Below are 18,656 nucleotides of genomic sequence, written 5' to 3'. Positions count from 1 at the left end.
ACGTGGAGAGAAGTGCGTCTCATCTACGACTGAGATTCGTCCGTTCGCCCATTGTTATGCGACGCTTGCGGGAGCTGTAGTCTCGAGCTATCGTGATCGACGTTCCAGCGAGCCTCGAGCGTCGTCGGTGGCCGCTCGGAATCGATCGACTCCGGTCAGAGCACGAGCGCCAGCACGACTGTCAGGGCGAGCGTAATGAGGAGGACGCTCGTCCCGATGGTCGCCCGCAGCGAGAGCGTCGAAGGGCGGCCGCCGTCGGTTCGTCCCGTCTCCTCGAGGTCGACGAGCCACGACGGCAGGCCTCGCGTCGCCCGCTCGACGGCGAGTACGGGGTTGTTTCCGACCCAGTAGCCCGACCGTACGAGCGAGACGGCGGCCCGGTCGACCGCGGCGAACAGTTCGGTGACGGCGAGGGTCGACCACCGCCCGACGTAGTAGCCGACGGGGTAGACGATCGTCGCCGGATCCGCGATGTCGAGTTTCGAGAGTGGCTTGCGGACGAGCGCGAAGCCGACGACCGAGATGCCCAGCAGCAGGGCCGAATCGGTCAGGTGGCTCTCGCTGTAGGGGTGGAGGTGGCTCTCGCCGCCCGGATACTCGAAGGCCGTCCCCTCGATCAGCGGCAGGAAGTCGACGAAGCCCTGCCACCAGACCCCCAGGAGGAGACACGCGCCGCCGACCGAGAGCATGGCGACGGTCTGACCCGGCCGCGCGTCGGCCACCTCGAGGTCGTTCTCCCCGTGGAGGAAGGCGTAGTAGCCGAGTTTGATGAACGAGAGGAAGGTTCCGATGGCGCCGAGCCAGAGCAGGTAGTACAGGACCTGGTACTCAGGTGCACCGTAGTAACTCGGATCGGGGTTGGCCGCGTCGAGGATCATTCCCTTGCTGATGTAGCCGTTGAATCCGGGAACGGCGGTGATCGAGAGCGCGCCGAGACCGAACGCGGCCGCCGTCAGGGGCATCTCGCGCCAGAGCCCGCCGAGTTTGTACAGGTCCTCCTCGCCGGTCCGATAGATGATGACGCCGACGGCCATGAACAGCAGGCTCTTGTAGAGGACGTTGTTGAACAGGTGCCCCATCGCGCCGGCGACGGCCAGGTTCGAGGCGATCCCGATGCCGGCGACCATGTAGCCGACCTGGGCCTGGATGTGGTAAGACAACAACGCACGCATGTCGTGCTGGAGGAGCGCGAAGGTGGCGCCGTAGACCGCCATCAGCCCGCCCATGTACGCCAGCGCGAGGTCGCCGTCGCCGGGGAACGCGCGGTAGAGGACGTACGCGCTCGTCTTCGTGGTGAACACCGAAAGGAAGACCGACGCGGCGATGTGCGGGCGGGGATAGGTGTCGGGGAGCCAGGTGTGCAGGCCGATGAAGCCGACGTTGACGCCGATGCCGACCATCGCCAGGATCGTCGGGATGCCGCCCGCGATGCCGCCCTCGTAGGCGAACGTCCCCGTCTGGGCGTAGTGGGCGGTGACGGCGAACAGCACCAGCACGCCGCCGATGCCGTGGAACAGCGCGTACCGAAAGCCCGCGCGGACGGCGTCGTCGCCGTGGAGCCACACCAGCAGGGTACTGGTCATCGCCATGAGTTCCCACATGAAGACCAGCGCGAGCCAGTCACCCGCGAACGCCGCGCCGAGACAGGACGCGACGTAGAACAGCGCGAGTGCGAGTAGCCGGCGGCTGGCCTCGCTCGAGTAGGCGTAGACGACGGCCATACCGCCGAGGAAGCCGATGCCAGTCCCGATCATCCGGCTGAAGTCGTCGACGAAGAACGGCTGAACGTCGGCGAAGCCGAGGAACGTCGTCGTCAGGTGCTGGCCCTCCGGAACGAGCAGAGAGGCAGCGAGGACGCCGAAGAGCGAGAGCGCGCCGACGGCGTAGCCGACGACGCGGGGCAGGACGAGCGCGAGCAGCGCCGCCGTCAGGACGAGCAGGGGCGGGTAGGCGTAGACGAGCGTCTCAGCGGTGGCGGTCATCCGAGGACCACCTCCCCGGTGACGTTCTCGACGATGGTTCCCGCCAGCTCGAGGAAGATCGCATAGTCGGGAATCACGCCGAGGACGACGGCTCCGGTGGCGATGACGGTGATGGGCACGAGCATGAGCCACGTGCTCTCGGTGAGCGGGGTGTGGCGCGCCCAGCCGTCGGCGGGCGGGCCGCCGTGGTGTCCGTGGTCGTGGTCGCTATCGATGGGGACGGGTTCTCCGCGGGGCCCGCGACGCGTCCCGGCTCCGAACGGGACGTCGGCGTCGCTCGGGTTGGCGTCGACGGCGTGGTTCGCGTGACCGTCCGTTTCGGCGTCGGTCGTACCCTCGCCCTCGAGGCTCCCGGCGTCCGCATCGACCTCGTTCCGCCCGCCGTCGGGCTGGACGGGGTCGGCCACACGCCCGGTGTAGGACCGGAACTGCCCGCCCATCGGGAACTCGACGAGCGGCTTCGCGTCGTGGCGGTCCTCACGTTCGAAGAACGCGGTGTAGACGATTGGCCAGAAGTACGCGATGTTGAGCACACCCGAGAGCAGGAGGGTGGCCGCGAAGAGCCAGCCCCACCCGTCCAGGTAGATCCACTCCGACCCCTCGAGCCGAACCGAGCCGATCAACATGTAGAACTTGCTGACGAAGCCGGCGACCAGGGGCATACCGGCCATCCCTGCCGCGCCAATCGTGAACGCCGACAGGGTGAGCGGCATCCGCTTGCCGATGCCCGCCATCTCGCTGATGTAGTCGGTGTGGGTCTCGACGTGGATCGCCCCGGCACAGAAGAACAGCGTGAGCTTGCCGAACGCATGGGCCGGGATGTGGAACAGCGCGCCGAAGATGGTCCACGGGTGCAACAACGAGAGCCCGAGGACGATGTACGATAGCTGGGCCGTCGTCGAGTACGCCAGCCGGCGCTTGAGGTGGTCCTTGCGCATGGCGATGATGCTCGCCGCGGTCAGCGTGAACGCGGCCATGATCGCCACGGGGATGTTGAGGCCCACCTCGCCGACGCCGGGGACCGACAGGGGCAGGTCCCGGATGGTCTCGGGACCGTACACCTCGAGGATGACTCTGGCGACGCCGAAGGCGCCGGACTTGACGACGGCGACGGCGTGGAGCAGGCCGGAGACGGGCGTCGGCGCGACCATCGCGTCGGCGAGCCAGGAGTGAAGCGGCATCACCGCGGCTTTGACGCCGAAGCCGGCGATCAGGAGGTAGAAGGCCGCCTGGGCCATCGCAGGATCGGCCGCGGCGGCGTCGGCGAGTGCCGACATGCCGCCGGACTCGAAGGCGAGCGTGGGTTCCCCGACCCCCGAGGTGAGCCAGTAAACCAACACCGTGCCCGCGAGCAGGAGGACCCCGCCGCCGAAGAACGTGTAGAAGAGGTACTTCCGGCCGGCGATCCGGGCCTCATCGTCCTCGTTGTGCGCGACCAGCGGGTAGGTCACGAGCGAGAGGAGTTCGTAGAAGACGAAGATGGTGACCAGGTTGCCGGCGAACGCGATGCCGACGGCCGTCGAGAGGCTGGCCGCGAACGCGGCGAAAAAGCGCGTCTGGGCGTGTTCGTCCAGCCCGCGCATATAGCCCGCGGCGTAGAACGAGGTGAAGATCCACAGGAAACTCGCGAGCAGGGCGAAGAAGAGGCCCAGTGGGTCGGCCCGCAGGGTGAAGTCGATCCCCGAGACGAACGTGTAGCCCGTCGCCTCGCTGAGGCGCCACTGGTAGACGGTCCCGTTCATCACGCCTGGGAGCATGCTCGCGACGATGGCGAACTTCGAGAGCGCGGCCAAGACGGACCACCCCTCGCGGACGTTCGGGTGGCGGTACGAGGCGATGATCAGGGCGACAGTGACGGCCGAGACGAGGACGGCTGCCAGCGGTCGCGGGTCGGCAACGGCGTGTTCTACCATCAGGAAGACACCTCCAGGACGCTCTCGAGGAACGGGGTGAGCACGTCGACGAACAGTTCACCGGCGAACCCGAGCGCGACGGCGAGGACGGCGGCGAGGACGAGCACTGCGAGAGTGCCGAACGGGACAGACTTTCGGGTCGTGATCCTGGCGCGCTCGAGGCCGGGGCCGTGGTTGGATCCGGCATCGGCGCCAGCGCCGGATCCCGGACGCCCCCCGTCGGTCGCTGCCGGAGTGTCGTGAGCCGGTTCGACCGCCGAATCGATAGGTGGGGTGACGTACATGGTCTCGAGCAACCGGGCGACGTAGGCGAGAGTGAGCATGGTGCTGAAGAGGATGACGGCGGCAACGGGCCAGGCCTGGGCCTCGACGGCACCGATGGCGATGTACCACTTGCCGACGAAGCCGACCGAGGGCGGGATGCCGACGAGCGAGAGCAAGAGGACGGCCATCGCCCCGGCGACGAACGGCTGTCGACCGGCGAGGCCGGCGTACTCGTCGACCGTTCGGGCGCCGTGAGCGATGGCGATCCAGCCGACGGCGACGAACAGGCCGGCCTTCGTCAGCCCGTGGCCGACGAGGTGGATAAGCGCGCCGGAGAGCGCCTGCTCGGTGAGCACGCCGTAGGCGGCGACGATCAGCCCGAACTGGGACACCGAGGAGTATGCCAGCAGTCGCATGACGTCGCGCTGGATCACCGCGAGCGTGCTCCCGGCGACAACGCTGAGACAGCCGATGGTCACGACGACCGCCGACGCGTTGGGCGTCGAGGCGATAAATCCGGGGCCGTAGACCCCGAAGAGGACGCGCCCGAGGGCGTACGCCGAGGCCGTCGAGACGAGCGCGGCGATCACCGGCGTCACCCCGTCGGGGGCGTGCTGGTAGGCGTCTGGCTGCCAGCTATGGAGGGGCCACTGGGCGACCTTGATCGCGAAGCCGATGACGATAAAGGCCAGACCCGCGCGAGCGAGGGTGACGTTCTGGCCCTCGAGTTCGGGAATGGTCGCGGCCAGGTCGGCCATGTTGAGCGTCCCGGTTCCCATGAACAGGAGGCCCACGCCCATGAGGTACAGCGAGGCCGCGACCGTCCCCAGGATCAGGTACTTCAGAGCGGCGACCGCCGACTCGGGGCCGTCGCCGCTGGCGACCAGCGCGTAGGTCGCGAGGCTCGTGATCTCGAGGAAGACGAACAGGTTGAACACGTCGCCGGTGAGCGTGATCCCGAGCAGGCCGCCGACGAGCAGCAGGTAGGCAGTGTAGAACGTGTTCCCGCGCGGCCCGTTCGTCCGGGTGTGGAGGAGGACGCCGAACGCCGTTCCGGTGATCAGGAGGGCGATCAGGGTCGACAGCGGGTCCGCGACGAGTTCGATCCCCATCGGGGCCTCGAAGTTCCCGAGCACGTGAATCCGGGCGACCTCGCGGTTCGTCCCCTCGGCGACGAAGACGTCCGACGCCAGCACGAGAACGGCGGCGAACAGCCCCGCCGTCGTAATCGTTGCGACCGGCCAGCCGACGCGGTCGTATCGAAGGCCGAGCGCGATCGGCGCCAGCGACAGCAGGATGGGCGCGACGATCAGCAGGACGACGAGCGTCTCGAGGCTACTCATCGCTGCGCACCTCCCGGAGGGTGTCCTCCCGAAGCGTCCCGTACTCGCCGTGGATGCGGACGATGAGCGCGAGGCCGACCGCCGTCAACGCGATGCCGACGACGATGGCGGTGAGCACGATCACCTGCGGGAGCGGACTCGCCAGCGGCGCGTCCGTCCCCGTTTTGAGAATCGGCGCCCGGCCGCCCTCGACGTAGGCCGTGGCGACGAAGAACAGGAAGATCGCCGACTGGAACAGGTTGACGCCGATCAGTTTCTTCACGAGGTTCTGGCTGGCGATAGTCATGTAGAGCCCGATGCCGAGCACGACGAACACCAGGACGTAGGCGTAGTGGCTTGCGAGTAGCTCAATCATCGGTAGATCCCTCCGTCTCGTCGAATTCGTTGGTCGCGAAACCCGCTGCCGTCGCGAAGAACAGCGTGACGATCACCCCCGAGACGATCAGGGCGATGCCACCGACCTCGATGGCCTCCATCCCCCACTTTTTGGCGATGCCGATCGACTCGAAGCGCGCGTACTCGAGGAACGCGCCGTCCAGGGCGATGGTCGCGAGGCCGATCCCGACGAAGACGGCGACCCCGCCGGTCACGAGGGCGACGATGGCGCTGTTTGCGAGCCACTGTCGGGTCGGCTCGATTCCGAACGCGAAGGCGATCATGAGGATGGTGACGCCGACGATGGCACCACCCTGGAAGCTCCCGCCGGGCGTGTTCGCCCCGTGTAGAGTCATGAACAGACCGTAGGTGAGCGTGAACGGGGCGATGATCCTGACCGCCACGAGGATGACCTGGCTCTCGGTGTAGGTGTCCTCGAACCCACCGTTGACGGGTTCCCGATCGCTCATCAGACGAACACCTCCCGTTTCAGGACGAGCAAGGTGGCGACGCCGGCCGCGAAGACGACGACCGCCTCCCCGAAGGTGTCGAAGCCACGGTAGGCGGCCAGGACGGCCGTCACCGCGTTTTCGGCCCCCGTGTCCGTGTACGCCGACTCGAGGTACGCCTGGGTCACCTCGGCGTTCGCCCAGATGGGCGCCTCCTGGGAGCCGACGGCGTACATCTCGGGCAGGACCGCCGTCACGAGCACGAGGACGAACGCCCCGACGACGACGAGCGAGGGCACGTGAATCGACTCGAAGCGGTCCTCGGTCGTCGGACGGGCCGTCCGGGCGATGGTGAGCAACAGGAGCACCGTCGTCACGCCAGCGCCGATGGCGGCTTCGGTCATGGCCACGTCGGGCGCGAGTAGGAAGGCGTACAGGATCGCCATTCCCAGGCTGTAGGCGCCGAAGACGACGATGGCCGAGAGGACGTCCCGGAACAGCGCGGTCGCGACGGCCGACAGCAGGACGAACGCCGCGAGGGTGTAGGCGACGGCGCTCATCGCGAGTCACCTCCCGTGTCGTCCTGGTCGCGGGCGTCGTCGGCCGTCCACGGATCGATACCGACGTCGGAGGCCGAACGCGCGATGGCGTGGGCGGCCGTCGGGTTCGTGACGAAGACGAAGAACAGCAGGAGGACGGTGTACGCCGTCGCGTGTTGCCATCCCAGCGCCAGCGCGACCGCCGCGAGCGTAAAGCCGGCGCCCAGTGTGTCCGTCTGGGAGGCCGTGTGCGCGCGTGTGTAGACATCTGGAAGGCGGATGACGCCGATCGCCGAGACGAGCGTGAAGAACACACCCGCACAGACGAGGGTGACGATGGCCCAGAAGCGGATCGTCTCGATCACAGCACTCCACCTCGTTCGACGGTGAACTTCGAGATGGCGATCGCCATCAGGAAGTTCAACAGGGCGTAGATCAGCGCGATGTCGAGGTACCACGGCTGCTCGAGCGCCACCGAGAGCAGCGCGAGGATGACGACCGTGTTCGTCCCGAGGACGTTGACCGCGAGGAGACGGTCCTGGGTCGTCGGGCCGGCGACCGCGCGGTAGAACATGACGATGGCGAGCACGACGAACACCGCGGCGGCGGCGAGGAAGATCTCGCTGAGGTCGGTCGGCATCATCGTTCGTCACCTCTTTCGGTGGAAGACCTGGAGTTCGAGTCTGGGTCAGCGTCAGTGTCCGCATCAGCGTCCGCGTCGAGAGCAGGCTCCGGATAGACGACCTCGGCATCTTCCCGTTCTCGAGGCGACGCGATGGCCGCGGACCCCCGGCCGTAGAAGACGAACCGGATCGCTCGCTCGAGGCCGCCGTCGAACAGATCGTCCTGTGCGGCAGGGATCAGCGTGTGGACGATCAGCGACTGGTCGTTCGCCCGGACGGTCAGCGTCCCTGGCGTGAGCGTGATGCTGTTGGCCAGCGCAAGCAGCGGCAGGCCGCTCTTGACGCGGGCGTCGACGCGCGTCAACGTGGGCTCGATCGGCATCGAGGGCCGAAGGATGGCGATCGAAACCGCCACGTTGGCTTTGACGATCTCGTAAAGGAGGTAGGGAATGTAGAGCAGAAAGCGAACCAGCAACACGGGGCCGCGCGTGATCGACGGCTCGTGGATGAACGTGACCTGCGAGAGCGTCAGCGAGACGATTCCGGCGACGGCGACGCCGGTGACGAGGTCGAACCAATAGGTCGGATCGCCGAGGATCAGGTAGAAAATGAACGAGATGCCGAAGAGACCGAAAAAGCGACGCCAGCCGCCGGTACTGACGAATCGCGCGTGCTGGGCTGGCCGGTCGACCGGCGCTTCGTCGAATGGCAGGTCGGTCCGTGTAAGTTCGCGCTCGAGCGGTTGCAACAGCGGCGCGGTCGCCCCGGGCTGGTACTCCGGATCGAGGACGAGTCGGTCCAGGTCGTGTGCCTCGGCATAGGCCGCGAACGCGTCGGCGTAGTCCTTCGGGCCGAAGAGGTACTCGTCGGCGCCGATGATGGCCGTCTCGACGATAACGGTCGCGTCGACGTCGTCGGTGTCTTCGCCGACCCACGTCGCCGCGCGCTCGAGCAAACGCTCGGCGGCCTCGAGTTCCGCGCGCTCCTCGGGGACGTCGGCCTCGAAGGGGACGGCGACCACGAGGTGACAGACGAGTTCCCCGGGGCCGGACTCGGACTCGAGACTCGACTGGACCGCGTAGGCGACCGTCTGGCGGACGGTGGACGACTCAGAGAGCGGAACGAGCAGGCGGTCAGCCGCCACGGTGGCTCCCTCCGGTCGAGCGCCCGTGCGGGTGACACGCTCGAGTCGCCCGGGTTCCGGCCCCCGATCCGGCTCCGAAAACGACGCTCGAACGCGTGCGATATTCGTTACTCATGGCGCTGGTGTCTGATAGTCGACTCAAGCGGTAGCCGCAGGAAAACTATTTCGTTATCCGCCAGATGGAACGGGGATTTTTTCGGGTTCCGGAACGCGTTTCCTGAATTGGGGTTTCGAGTCCTTTAGGTGTTTTCCCACTGGAGGACTAGGCGATACTCGATGACGCTGTACTCGCGGCTCCGGCCGCTGGCGTTCGCGCTGCCGCCCGAAACGGCTCACGACGCCGGGAAGGCGGCCCTCCGGGCGGCCCAGTCGACGTGGCCGACCAGATGGGCCCTCGAGGCCGCCTACCGGTACGAACACCCCGCCCTCGAGGTCGAGCGGTTCGGGACGACGTTCCCCAATCCCGTGGGCGTCGCCGCGGGCTTCGACAAGAACGCGGAGTGTACGCACGCCCTGGCCGCCCTCGGATTCGGCTTCGTCGAAATCGGGACCGTGACGCCGTACGCCCAGACCGGCAACGAGCGCCCGCGCCTGTTCCGCCTCCAGGAGGACGAGGCGATGGTCAACCGGATGGGATTCAACGGCGACGGGATGGATCGGGTCCGAAAGCGGCTGGAAGCCGACGGCACGCCCCGGATTCCCCTCGGCGTCAACATTGGAAAGATGAACACCTCGAGCGAGCGCGAGGCGATCGAGGACTACCGCCGCGTCTTCACCAGACTGGCGCCGTTCGCCGACTACGTCGTCGTCAACGTCTCCTGTCCGAACACGCCCGACGAGTTCGACGAGAGTTCGCCCGAGCACCTCGAGGCCATCTTCGAGACCCTCCACGCCGAGAACGACGCCGACGTCCCGCTTCTGGTGAAGATCGGTCCCGATTCGCCCGAGGAGTCGGTCCTCGAGTTGCTCGAGATCGTCGAGGCCCAGGGAGTCGACGGGATCGTCGCTACGAACACGTCGACCGGGCGCGAGGGCCTGCGCTCGCCCGCGAGCGAGGAGTGGGGTGGGCTGAGCGGTGCTCCGCTGCGGGATCGCTCGACGGACGTCGTTCGTCTCCTGGCGTCGAACACCGACGTGCCCATTATCGGCGTCGGCGGCGTCGACTCCGCCGAGCGCGCCTACGAGAAGATCCGCGCCGGGGCTTCGCTGGTGCAACTCTACACTGGTTTCGTCTACAACGGGCCGTCGACGGCGAGGGAGATGAATCGTGGGCTCCTCGAGTTGCTCCGCGAGGACGGGTTTTCGTCGATCGAAGACGCTGTTGGGGCTGACCTCGAGTGAGATATCGATTTTCGGGTGGCGACGCTCTCGTGCCCCGTCAGTCCACGATGAATTCGGCGTCGACGGAGTGGAAATCCTCCCCCTCGAGCGTCTCGTTTGCGACGTACTCGCCCGACACGGGATTGGTCACGCCATCGATTTCGACGCGCACCTCGCCCTCGACCGACGTGTTGTAGACGCCGTTGAGGTCGAACGTTGCGGCGCTTCCGGCGTATTCGTCCGAGTTGACGGCGATCTCGTCGACCGTCCCGTCCCCGTTGCGGTCCATGTAGACGGTCACGTCGTCGTTCGTGAGCCCGTCTACGCTGGTTCCGTCAGGATAGTCGACCGTGATCGTGTCGACCTCGCCGTCGAAGTCGGCGGACGGATCCGCCAGGGTCCACGTGTGGTAGGACTCCGTACCCGCCGTTGCCGGGTCGGCCTCGAGAACGTCGGACCGAACGTCCGTTTCGGCGGTGAACGCTCGAACGGATCCGTAGGCGGTGTAACCGTGGTTGGACTCCACGACGGCGCGGAACTCGTACTCGGCGCCCGCTTCGAGTCCGTCGACGTCCTCACTGAACGATCCGGTATCCTCGAGCAGGCGGGTCTTCGTGGTGTTCACGAGGTCGCCCGCCCGCCCCCACTCGAAGGAGACCTCGCCCCAGTCGGCGCCGTCGAGGTCCTCGAGCGTTCCGTTCAGCGTCGCTGACGCGTCGCCGACGCGGGTCGCCGCGTCCGTCGCGACGGTCAGGTCGGTGACGTTGTATTCGGCGTCGATCGAGAGGCTGTCGTCGCCCTCGAGCGTCTCCGTCGCGACGTACTCGCCCGACTCCGGATTCGCGACGCCGGCGATTTCGACCCGCACCTCACCCTCGACCGACGTGTTATACCGACCGTCGAGGTCGAACGTCGCCGCGCTTCCGGTGTACTCGTCGGCGTTGACGGGGATCTCGTCGACCGTGCCATCGCCGTCCCGATCCATGGATACCGTCACGTCGTCGTTCGTGAGGCCGTCCAGACTGGTCCCGTCGGGGTAGTCGACGGTGATCGTATCGAGCTCGCCGGCGAATTCGTCGGCGGGGTCCGCGAGCGTCCACTCGTGATCTGCGTCGGCGCCGGGATCGTTCGGCGACGCACGCAAGACGTCCGTTCGAATACCCTTGCCGCTTTCGTAAGCCGACCAGAGGTGGAAGTCGGCGGTGTTCAGCTGACTCGTTTTGAGAAGCTTTCGACTATCGCCGGCGTAGTTCGTGTCGTCGCGAACGTCGTCGTAGTTTAGCCGGAGGTCCGACCCGAGGCCCGCGGCGAGGTCGTCGAGATTGGCTCGTTCTCCGGCGGTTTCGCTGCCGCTGCCCATCAGGAGGACGACACCTCCCTCGTCGACGTAATTCTGCACCTCCGTGATTTCGGCGTCGCTCCACGCCTCCGGGCTACAGGAGGCGACGAGCGCGCGGGCCTCCGACAGGCTGTACCCGTATCCGTTCCCGTACTCATTGATGCTGTGGAGTTCGATACCCAGCCCCTCGAGGTGGCGCTGGTAGTAGGCGGTGTCTTCGGCCGACACCGCATTGTCCTGCTCGAAGGTTCGGTGGCCGCCATCGACAAGCACCGGCCCCGAGGGCTCGTCGCTCCCGTGCAGGTGGTCGATCAGGTTCGTGACGAACGTGAAGTGGTTCAGGTCGGCCGACTCGCCCTCCCAGCGCTCGTTTATCGTACAGCCACCGAAGTACGCGAGGTTGCGCGACTCGTCCACGCCGACCATCGGAATCGCGTCGTAGTCGACGGTGCTCGAGGCCGTGTTCTCCTGGACGGCGGTGTCCTCGGCCCAGACCGGCACTCGCGAATCGGGGACGGGGCCGTCCGTCGTCCTCACGCTCGAGGTGTGGGGATGGAACGTCGCCGCGACGTCGTCGTTTCGCCACTCCGAGACGTGGCCATCGTCGGCGACCCAGAGCCCGCGCCCGGCCGCCCGGGCGGCTTCCTGGGCCTCGAGGTACTCGTCGGTGTTCGTCAGGCTCGCGGCGTACACCCGGGCGTATCCCTCCTCGAGGGTGAGTTTGTTGTACACCGTGTAGGTGCCGTCGCCGGCTCGGTCGTACCGGATCTTCGCGAGGAGACGGCCGAACTGATCGATTTCCTCGGAGGCGCAGTCGACCTGGACCTGGCAGGCCGAACCCGCCGGGAGTTCCGTCTCGGCAAAACTGGTGGCCTCGTTGCCCCAGTGCTCGAGGTGCGCCTCGTCCTCGATGAACTCCCACTCCTCGATCTTCTCGTAGCTCGTGTTGCCGGTTTTCTCGGGCGTGTCGTGCCCGAGCGTGCGGACGTTGTACTCCTCACCGGTCTCGTACACGTAGACGTCGAAGGTGTCACCGTCGACGACGCGTGTGATCTCGGCGTCGTACCAGACGCCACAGTCGAGCGCGGAATCGGCAGCCTGTGCCGGTTGCGCTGCGGCCAGCCCGGCGAGCGTGCTCGTGACGGTTTTAATGAAGGTACGCCGTTTCACAGTGTAACACGGCAGTGATTGTCTGGCGACTGAACATCAATATTCCGACAAATAATACTATGTTGTTAAGTATCATTCTTATTTAAACCGGCTATAGTCACTCCTGAATTACTTCTGAAGAAGGCTGAGAGAAGGTGTCAGCCACACATCAATATAGCAGTGCTCGAGTTCGACGCACGTACTCGACTCGGGATCGAACAGCACATCCCGAGGAACGTCGTACTCGGTGCTCTCGGATGCTTAGAGCCCGATGTTCAGCGCGTAGGGCCAGGCGGCGTTGCTGACCGCGAGGAACGCGAGGGCCGCGCCCGCGCCGTAGACGTTCTTGAGGAATGCCGTCATCTCGTTCTGGGCCTCTTCGCCCTCGACGTTCCAGAAGTCGTGCATCTTCAGCGCCGAGACGACGAGGAACACCGCGAGCGCACCGGCACCGATAGCGGGGAACACGCCCGCGATGAGCGAGAGTCCCCCGAGGACGAGGAGGACGCCGCTCAGCACGACGGACGCTTTCGGTGCTGGCAGGCCCTTGAACTCCGCGTAGCCGGCCATCCCCTCGACGTCGAGGAAGTGATTGAATCCCATGAACGCGAGGACGCCACCGAAGATCACGCGAGCGAGCAGGAACGCCACGTCGGCGCCGGCAGACTCGAACATCAGGCGCTCACCTCGAGGTCGCGGGTGGTCGTGGGACGGTTCGATCCGTAGTTGCAAACTGGTTTCATTGCGTTACCAGGTACGAATTGGAACCTATATATCGGTTCCCGGACATGCATGCAACCGGGTTACGGTGACGTTACCGACGTTTCGTCCCGATGCAACGATCGGATTTCGAAGACTCGATTCGATTCCGAGACCGCTCATTCCATATAGCCGAGGCCCTTCAACCGATCCTCGACGCCGGAGAAGTCGTCGTCGACGCTTTCTTGGTCGCGCTCGCTCGTGACGTCTCGGCGGGCGACCTTGGTCCCGGTGGGTTCGGCGTCCGGTCGGAACGCGTCGAAGAGAACCCGGCCGTCGGCGTTCGTGGGGACGGGCTTGCCGATCCCGTGGAGTAGCGTGGGGGCGACGTCAACGACCCGCGCCCCTCGTAGCGTCGCCCCGGGTTCGATCGAGGGGCCGCGACAGAGCATGATTCCCTCGGGGCGATGGCTTGCGGCGGTCGGCGACGGGTCGCCGAACGGCTCGTCGGAGATGGCGTTGCGCCCCTCGTAGCGGTTCGTCCCGTTGACGATGAGGTCCGGCGAGTCGGGGTCCGTCGGGAAGAGGTCGTCGCCGTCGTAGACGACGAAGACGCGCTCGCCCGCGTCGTCGGTAATCGACTCGAAGAGGTCGGTGAGTTCGGCCTTGAGCGCCGGGATCTCTCGCGGCGAGACGACGCCGTGGTCGAACCGATCCGAGTCGTTGACGTAGAGGTTGCCCGCGTCGTGGACGAACGCGACGGTTCGCTCGTAGTCCACGTCGTAGAGGGCGTGCTGGCCGGGGATCTGCTCGGCAACGGAGTCGAGTAGCTGGCGCGGCAGCTTCGAGACCAGGAACTCCTCGGAGATGCCGATCCGGTTCAGCGCACTCGAGACGCGTTCCCGGGAGATTCCCAGGCTCGCGAGCGCGCCGCGGGTTCCGTCGTCTTCCTCCTCGAAGAGGTACCCTTCCCGCTCGAGGAAGTGATTCGGGTAGGCGAGTTCGTCGATGGGCCCGAACCCGTGATCGGAGACGACGTAGAGGTCGGCGTCGTGCTCGTCGGTGTAGTCCATCACCTCGCCGAGAATGTCGTCGAGTGCCCGGTACTGCTCGAGGATGCGGTCTTCGTCCCAGATGAGATGCTGGAAGCGGTCGGGCGCGGTGTAGACGAAGAAGAACAGCTCCCAGTCGTCCCGACGCTCCATCAGCAGTCGCATCAGTTCCCGGCGCTTCCGGAGGATGTCCGAGACCGCGACCTCGAACTCGTCGAGGCGGTCGGCGTAGTCGGGGTAGTTGAGACTGATCTGGTAGTCGGGGATGCGGTCGACGATTTCGTCGGCGAGTTCCGGCGGGTGAGTGAAGTCGTGCTCGAGCGAGGGCGTCATCATCCCCGCGACCACCTCGCCGTCGATGTCGGTCGCGGGGTAGGTCATCGGGACGTTGCCGACGACCGCGGGGCCGAGTTGCTCCCACAGCGGCGGCTGCTTGCAGTCCCGGCTGGTGTACATCCGGTGGGAGTACGACGAAGAGAGCTGCTGAAAGCCGTAAATCCCGTGTTTATCTGGCCAGACACCGGTCGCGATCGACGGCCACGCCAGCGGCGTCGTCGCCGGACGCGTGCTGTCGAGCGGGCCCGACGCCCCCTCCTCGCGCAGTCGGGCGAAGTTCGGGAGCGTTCCCTCGTCAGTCCAGCGTTCGATCAAGTGCCAGGGGACGCCGTCGAGACCGAGCACGAACGCTCGCTCGGACGCCGTCGTCGATGTAGATCCGCTCATGATGATACTCGAGGCGTTGGTGACGCCTGCTGTCGCTGACAAGGCGTACGGAGGCCTTTGTTATCCAGCGACTGTCCCCTGGAAACCGCCACGAACGGAACACACTCTCCCGTTCGAGACGGTTCACTCGATGGGTACTACCGCGGGATTCGGCGGGAAGCACACCAGGGATACACGTTTCAACCCGGCCGGGCGCGAACGGCCACAGCGGGGTGGCAGGCCGTCCATAACAAAACCGTTACGAGAGAATCCACCAGCCATGTTCGCTCCCGTCGACGCCCCGAGTCGCGACCGCGAGCGGGTGGCAGGTGACCGTCGTGGGTAGCGTCGTCGTCTCGGTCGATGCCGAACTCGGCTGGGGTTTTCTCGACCTCCACCCACCGCCGGCCGACCGCATCGAGCGCTGCCGACACGGCTGGCACGCCCTCCGCGAGGCCTTCGAGGCCTACGACATCCCCGCCACGTGGGCCGTCGTCGGCCACCTCATGCTCGAAGACTGCGACGGCCGTCACGTCGACCACCCCGCTCCAGCGGGCTGGTTCGAGCGCGAGCGAACCGACTGGAAGGATCGCCCGGACCTCCGGTTCGGTCCCGACCTGGTCCGGTCCGTGCTCGAGTCGCCGGTCGACCACGAGTTCGCGAGCCACTCGTTCTCCCACGTCCTCTTCGGCGCCCCGAGCACTGATCGGGACCTGGCTCGCGCCGAGTTCGAGCGGGCGCTCGAACTGGCCGATGAGTGGGGGCTCGAGTGCTCGTCGTTCGTCTACCCGCGAAACGACGTCGGCCACCGGGCGGCGCTCGCCGAGGCGGGCTTCACCGCCTACCGGGGCCGAACGTCGACGCCGGAGGGATTCCGGGCGGTCCTCGACACCGGCCTGGGCGGGCGCTCGGTGCTGGTCGAACCGACGGTCGACGAGCACGGCCTGGTGAACGTGCCGGCCTCGCTGTTTTGCTTCGGATTCGAGGGCGTCGCCAGGACGGTCGCCGAGTCCGTCTGGACCGATCCGATGGTCGTGACGGCCCGTCGAGCGATCGACCAGGCCGTCGCGGCCGACGACGACCGACTCTGTCACCTCTGGCTCCATCCGAACAACCTCACGACCGACCGCGACGACGAGCGGATGCGAGCGATCCTCGCCTACATCGACCGGCAGCGTCGAGAGACCGACCTCACCGTGGAGACGATGGACGAGGTCGCCGCTCGAATCGGCGAGTCGACCGAGGACGCTGACGAAAGCGAGAACGCGGACGAGGAGGGACTCGAGACGAGCATCACGCAAACCGTCGGTGGCGACGACTAATTTAGGTCTGCGAGCGAACGCGGGAACAACGACGCCGTTCTCGTGATTCGGACAGCCTGTCGATGATATCCTGGTTATAACTATAGAAACGATAGTGAAGAGTTTCGGTAGGGGACGCTTACTCGTCTACGATCGCCTGTGCTCAGGATCGCGTCACTCGCGTTCGCTGCTGGTCTACTCGCTCGAGCCCCGTCACCGACTCGTAGACGTCGAGGACGGCGTCGGTCGTGCGCTCCAGGCTCACCTCGCGGGCGGCCCTGCGGCCGTTCGACCGAGCACCCGACTCGAGGATCGACGCCAGGCCGTCGACCAGGACGTCGTCGGCGTCGGCCACGCACGACGGGAAGACGCCCTCGAGGCGTTCGCGCACGTCACCGACGTCGACGGCGACCACCGGGAGGTCGCAGGCCATCGCCTCCTTGACAGCGTTAGGCGACCCCTCGCTGTGGGAGGTTAGCAGGAGGGCGTCGGCGGCGTTCATGTAGTGGGGCATCTCGTCGTGGTCGACGCCCGAAATCGTCCGCAGGGAGACGGGGCGCTCGAGTCGACCGTCGACGCGGTCGACGATCCGTTTCGCCCGCGGATAGTTCTTCACCGACCGGTCGGGCGCGTAGGGGAACAGAACCGCGTGCTCGTCAGTGGGCCAGCCGACGCGATCACGGGCGGCCGCCTGCGACCACGGCCGGAAGGTCTCGAGGTCGACGCCGTCGGGGATCACGCGACACTCCCGACCGAGGGCATCGGCCATCGCCTCGGACATGACGATTACCTCGTCACAGAAGGGTGCACAGAAGCGACTCACGGGAGCGACGGGGCCGTGGACGTCCGATCCCCAGAGCGAGCAGACGACCGGCACCTGTCGTTGGGCGAGCGCCATCGGGGCCGTGAGCCCGTAGTGGGCGTGGATCAGGTCGTATTCGTGATCCAGTTCGCGGCGCACCGTCCGAAAGAAGCGGAGGTACTCGAGCGGCCCGCGAGCGTTCTCGCCGGTCGCGTCGCCGGCGACCGACAGCGTCTCGAATCGAACGCCGCGGCGCTCGAGGGCAGCCTGTTGCTGGTTCAAAAACGGCGCGTCCGCGGCGTTCGTCAGCGTGAGTACGTCCATTCGGCCGAGAGACCACCGGGAACGTGCTTTGTTAGGAACGGCCTTCGCCACGAGGTTGGCACCTGAACCGAGTCGTCCCCCGGTTTAAGGCTCTACCGGGCACGACTCGAAACGGGTCTGTCGACGTCGAACGTCAGCCTCGAGCGTCGACGTCGAACGTCGAGCGACGTCCGTCAGACGTGGGTCACACCCAAGCCGGTTGACGAACTCGAGGCTACCAGGAGTTTCGGTTCCAACAACCACATATAAATACTATCTATCGATTGTCGACGAAACGCTTATACTGGTGAACATTGAAGCGGCTGTCAGGACGATCAATGTCACTCTCCGATCTATTCACTGGACTTCTGCCGGGGACAGACGCCGAGCCGGAGTCACCTGACGCGCCACGCGGCGCCCACGTGGACGGGCCGACGACGGTCGTCTACGAGTGTCGAAACTGTGGAACGACAGTCGACCCGAAGACGAGTCGGTGTCCCCACTGCGATCACGACGAGATCGTCGAGTACCCCATCGACTAAACTCGAGGAAGCGAAACGCAGTCTCCTTAATACTGTCGCGTGAACGGACCGTATGGACATCCGTCTGGACGACGTCAACAGGCGCATCATCCACGCCCTCATGGAGGACGCGCGGTCCATCTCGGCGCCGATGATCGCCGACGAGGTGGGCGTTTCGGCGGCGACGATCCGCAACCGAATCGGGCAGCTCGAGGAGGCGGGCGTGATCGAGGGCTATCACGCGAACGTCGACTTCGAGCGCGGCGACGGCCGGTTACGTAATCTCTACCTCTGTAACGCCCCGGTCGACGACCGCGAACGAATGGCCCACCAGGTGCGACTGATTCCCGGCGTGATCAACGTCCGCGAGCTCATGACCGGCCGGCGAAACCTCCACGTGCTCGCCGTCGGTACAGACACGAACGACCTGCGCCGAATCGCCCGCGAAATCGCCTCTCTCGGGATCGACATCGAGGACGAGGACTTACTCCAGGCCGAACACTACCAGGCCTATCGCCCCTTCGGCCCCGACGACCGGACGCCACAGCCGCTCTCCGATTACATCAGCCTGACCGGCGGCGCCGAGGTCGTCGAGGTGACCGTCGCCGAATCGGCCCCCATCGCAGGGCTCTCGCTCGAGCGCGCCGCCAGGGAGGGCGTCCTCGCCGACGACGTGCTCGTGATCGCCATCGAGCGAGACGACGCCGTGTTGACTCCTCGCGGCGACACCGAGATCGAACCCGACGACCTCCTGACGCTGCTCTCACGTGAAGGCGTGACCGGGGACGCGCTCGAGGCGTTCGAGGCGGGCGACCGGTAGTTCCACGGACAGGATA

At 66.2% G+C, this 18,656-nt stretch carries 17 protein-coding genes; 4 read left to right on the top strand and 13 right to left on the bottom strand.

The window, feature by feature from the left end; translation table 11 throughout:
• Nucleotides 1–155 precede the first annotated feature (155 nt).
• Genes AC6I65_RS04330 through AC6I65_RS04290 form a run of 9 tightly spaced genes read right to left on the bottom strand, consistent with a single transcriptional unit; the run spans nucleotide 156 to nucleotide 8,632 of the window.
• Nucleotides 156–1,982, bottom strand: a complete 1,827-nt coding sequence (locus AC6I65_RS04330; RefSeq protein ID WP_497902835.1) for a Na(+)/H(+) antiporter subunit D — start codon at nucleotides 1,980–1,982, stop codon at nucleotides 156–158.
• The gene (locus AC6I65_RS04325; protein ID WP_497902834.1) at nucleotides 1,979–3,895 is read right to left on the bottom strand and encodes a proton-conducting transporter transmembrane domain-containing protein; all 1,917 of its coding nucleotides are present in this window, start codon (nucleotides 3,893–3,895) and stop codon (nucleotides 1,979–1,981) included. The genes AC6I65_RS04330 and AC6I65_RS04325 overlap by 4 nt, the downstream gene beginning before the upstream one ends.
• Nucleotides 3,895–5,502, bottom strand: coding sequence for a proton-conducting transporter transmembrane domain-containing protein (locus tag AC6I65_RS04320; RefSeq protein WP_497902833.1), 1,608 nt, complete (start codon nucleotides 5,500–5,502; stop codon nucleotides 3,895–3,897). Before AC6I65_RS04320 ends, AC6I65_RS04325 begins: the two co-directional genes overlap by 1 nt.
• Nucleotides 5,495–5,857, bottom strand: a complete 363-nt coding sequence (locus AC6I65_RS04315) for a cation:proton antiporter subunit C (protein WP_497902832.1) — start codon at nucleotides 5,855–5,857, stop codon at nucleotides 5,495–5,497. Before AC6I65_RS04315 ends, AC6I65_RS04320 begins: the two co-directional genes overlap by 8 nt.
• Entirely contained in the window at nucleotides 5,850–6,347 is a 498-nt protein-coding gene (locus AC6I65_RS04310) for an MnhB domain-containing protein (protein WP_497902831.1), read from the bottom strand. Before AC6I65_RS04310 ends, AC6I65_RS04315 begins: the two co-directional genes overlap by 8 nt.
• Entirely contained in the window at nucleotides 6,347–6,886 is a 540-nt protein-coding gene (locus AC6I65_RS04305; RefSeq protein WP_497902830.1) for a DUF4040 domain-containing protein, read from the bottom strand. Before AC6I65_RS04305 ends, AC6I65_RS04310 begins: the two co-directional genes overlap by 1 nt.
• Complete coding sequence (gene mnhG / locus AC6I65_RS04300) at nucleotides 6,883–7,230, bottom strand: monovalent cation/H(+) antiporter subunit G (protein ID WP_497902829.1); 348 nt, start codon at nucleotides 7,228–7,230, stop codon at nucleotides 6,883–6,885. The genes AC6I65_RS04305 and mnhG overlap by 4 nt, the downstream gene beginning before the upstream one ends.
• Nucleotides 7,227–7,508, bottom strand: a complete 282-nt coding sequence (locus AC6I65_RS04295) for a cation:proton antiporter (RefSeq protein WP_497902828.1) — start codon at nucleotides 7,506–7,508, stop codon at nucleotides 7,227–7,229. The genes mnhG and AC6I65_RS04295 overlap by 4 nt, the downstream gene beginning before the upstream one ends.
• Nucleotides 7,505–8,632 (bottom strand): monovalent cation/H+ antiporter subunit E, encoded by a 1,128-nt coding sequence (locus AC6I65_RS04290; protein WP_497902827.1) that lies wholly within the window; start codon nucleotides 8,630–8,632, stop codon nucleotides 7,505–7,507. The genes AC6I65_RS04295 and AC6I65_RS04290 overlap by 4 nt, the downstream gene beginning before the upstream one ends.
• Before the next feature lie 276 nt (nucleotides 8,633–8,908).
• Between AC6I65_RS04290 and AC6I65_RS04285 the strand changes: the two genes are divergently transcribed.
• Nucleotides 8,909–9,973, top strand: a complete 1,065-nt coding sequence (locus tag AC6I65_RS04285; protein ID WP_497902826.1) for a quinone-dependent dihydroorotate dehydrogenase — start codon at nucleotides 8,909–8,911, stop codon at nucleotides 9,971–9,973.
• 37 nt (nucleotides 9,974–10,010) lie between these two features.
• Here AC6I65_RS04285 and AC6I65_RS04280 read toward each other — a convergent pair whose 3' ends face one another.
• The 3 genes from AC6I65_RS04280 to AC6I65_RS04270 all read right to left on the bottom strand — a co-directional run bounded on the left by AC6I65_RS04280 (nucleotide 10,011) and on the right by AC6I65_RS04270 (nucleotide 14,914).
• Nucleotides 10,011–12,461 (bottom strand): thermonuclease family protein, encoded by a 2,451-nt coding sequence (locus AC6I65_RS04280; protein WP_497902825.1) that lies wholly within the window; start codon nucleotides 12,459–12,461, stop codon nucleotides 10,011–10,013.
• A 240-nt stretch (nucleotides 12,462–12,701) separates the two neighbouring features.
• A complete protein-coding gene (locus AC6I65_RS04275) occupies nucleotides 12,702–13,115 on the bottom strand; it encodes a DoxX family protein (RefSeq protein ID WP_497902824.1) in 414 nt (137 codons plus the stop codon).
• Between the two features lie 203 nt (nucleotides 13,116–13,318).
• Nucleotides 13,319–14,914 (bottom strand): alkaline phosphatase family protein, encoded by a 1,596-nt coding sequence (locus AC6I65_RS04270; protein ID WP_497902823.1) that lies wholly within the window; start codon nucleotides 14,912–14,914, stop codon nucleotides 13,319–13,321.
• Between the two features lie 317 nt (nucleotides 14,915–15,231).
• On the opposite strand from AC6I65_RS04270, the gene AC6I65_RS04265 reads away from it, so the two are divergent.
• Nucleotides 15,232–16,215, top strand: a complete 984-nt coding sequence (locus AC6I65_RS04265; RefSeq protein WP_497903160.1) for a polysaccharide deacetylase family protein — start codon at nucleotides 15,232–15,234, stop codon at nucleotides 16,213–16,215.
• A 142-nt stretch (nucleotides 16,216–16,357) separates the two neighbouring features.
• Here AC6I65_RS04265 and AC6I65_RS04260 read toward each other — a convergent pair whose 3' ends face one another.
• Nucleotides 16,358–17,320 (bottom strand): glycosyltransferase, encoded by a 963-nt coding sequence (locus AC6I65_RS04260; protein ID WP_497902822.1) that lies wholly within the window; start codon nucleotides 17,318–17,320, stop codon nucleotides 16,358–16,360.
• A gap of 317 nt (nucleotides 17,321–17,637) precedes the next feature.
• On the opposite strand from AC6I65_RS04260, the gene AC6I65_RS04255 reads away from it, so the two are divergent.
• Complete coding sequence (locus AC6I65_RS04255; RefSeq protein ID WP_497902821.1) at nucleotides 17,638–17,841, top strand: hypothetical protein; 204 nt, start codon at nucleotides 17,638–17,640, stop codon at nucleotides 17,839–17,841.
• A gap of 52 nt (nucleotides 17,842–17,893) precedes the next feature.
• Nucleotides 17,894–18,640, top strand: coding sequence for an Lrp/AsnC family transcriptional regulator (locus AC6I65_RS04250; RefSeq protein ID WP_497902820.1), 747 nt, complete (start codon nucleotides 17,894–17,896; stop codon nucleotides 18,638–18,640).
• Nucleotides 18,641–18,656: the final 16 nt, after the last annotated feature.

This window comes from Natronosalvus sp. KLKA75, assembly GCF_059736265.1.
This window is presented reverse-complemented; position numbering and strand designations above follow the sequence as displayed.

Excerpts from the sequence above, each read along its gene's own strand:
- AC6I65_RS04330 (WP_497902835.1), bottom strand. The coding sequence starts at position 1,982 with ATGACCGCCACCGCTGAGACGCTCGTCTACGCCTACCCGCCCCTGCTC.
- AC6I65_RS04325 (WP_497902834.1), bottom strand. The coding sequence starts at position 3,895 with ATGGTAGAACACGCCGTTGCCGACCCGCGACCGCTGGCAGCCGTCCTC.
- AC6I65_RS04320 (WP_497902833.1), bottom strand. The coding sequence starts at position 5,502 with ATGAGTAGCCTCGAGACGCTCGTCGTCCTGCTGATCGTCGCGCCCATC.
- AC6I65_RS04315 (WP_497902832.1), bottom strand. The coding sequence starts at position 5,857 with ATGATTGAGCTACTCGCAAGCCACTACGCCTACGTCCTGGTGTTCGTC.
- AC6I65_RS04310 (WP_497902831.1), bottom strand. The coding sequence starts at position 6,347 with ATGAGCGATCGGGAACCCGTCAACGGTGGGTTCGAGGACACCTACACC.
- AC6I65_RS04305 (WP_497902830.1), bottom strand. The coding sequence starts at position 6,886 with ATGAGCGCCGTCGCCTACACCCTCGCGGCGTTCGTCCTGCTGTCGGCC.
- AC6I65_RS04295 (WP_497902828.1), bottom strand. The coding sequence starts at position 7,508 with ATGATGCCGACCGACCTCAGCGAGATCTTCCTCGCCGCCGCCGCGGTG.
- AC6I65_RS04285 (WP_497902826.1), top strand. The coding sequence starts at position 8,909 with ATGACGCTGTACTCGCGGCTCCGGCCGCTGGCGTTCGCGCTGCCGCCC.
- AC6I65_RS04275 (WP_497902824.1), bottom strand. The coding sequence starts at position 13,115 with ATGTTCGAGTCTGCCGGCGCCGACGTGGCGTTCCTGCTCGCTCGCGTG.
- AC6I65_RS04270 (WP_497902823.1), bottom strand. The coding sequence starts at position 14,914 with ATGAGCGGATCTACATCGACGACGGCGTCCGAGCGAGCGTTCGTGCTC.
- AC6I65_RS04260 (WP_497902822.1), bottom strand. The coding sequence starts at position 17,320 with ATGGACGTACTCACGCTGACGAACGCCGCGGACGCGCCGTTTTTGAAC.
- AC6I65_RS04255 (WP_497902821.1), top strand. The coding sequence starts at position 17,638 with ATGTCACTCTCCGATCTATTCACTGGACTTCTGCCGGGGACAGACGCC.
- AC6I65_RS04250 (WP_497902820.1), top strand. The coding sequence starts at position 17,894 with ATGGACATCCGTCTGGACGACGTCAACAGGCGCATCATCCACGCCCTC.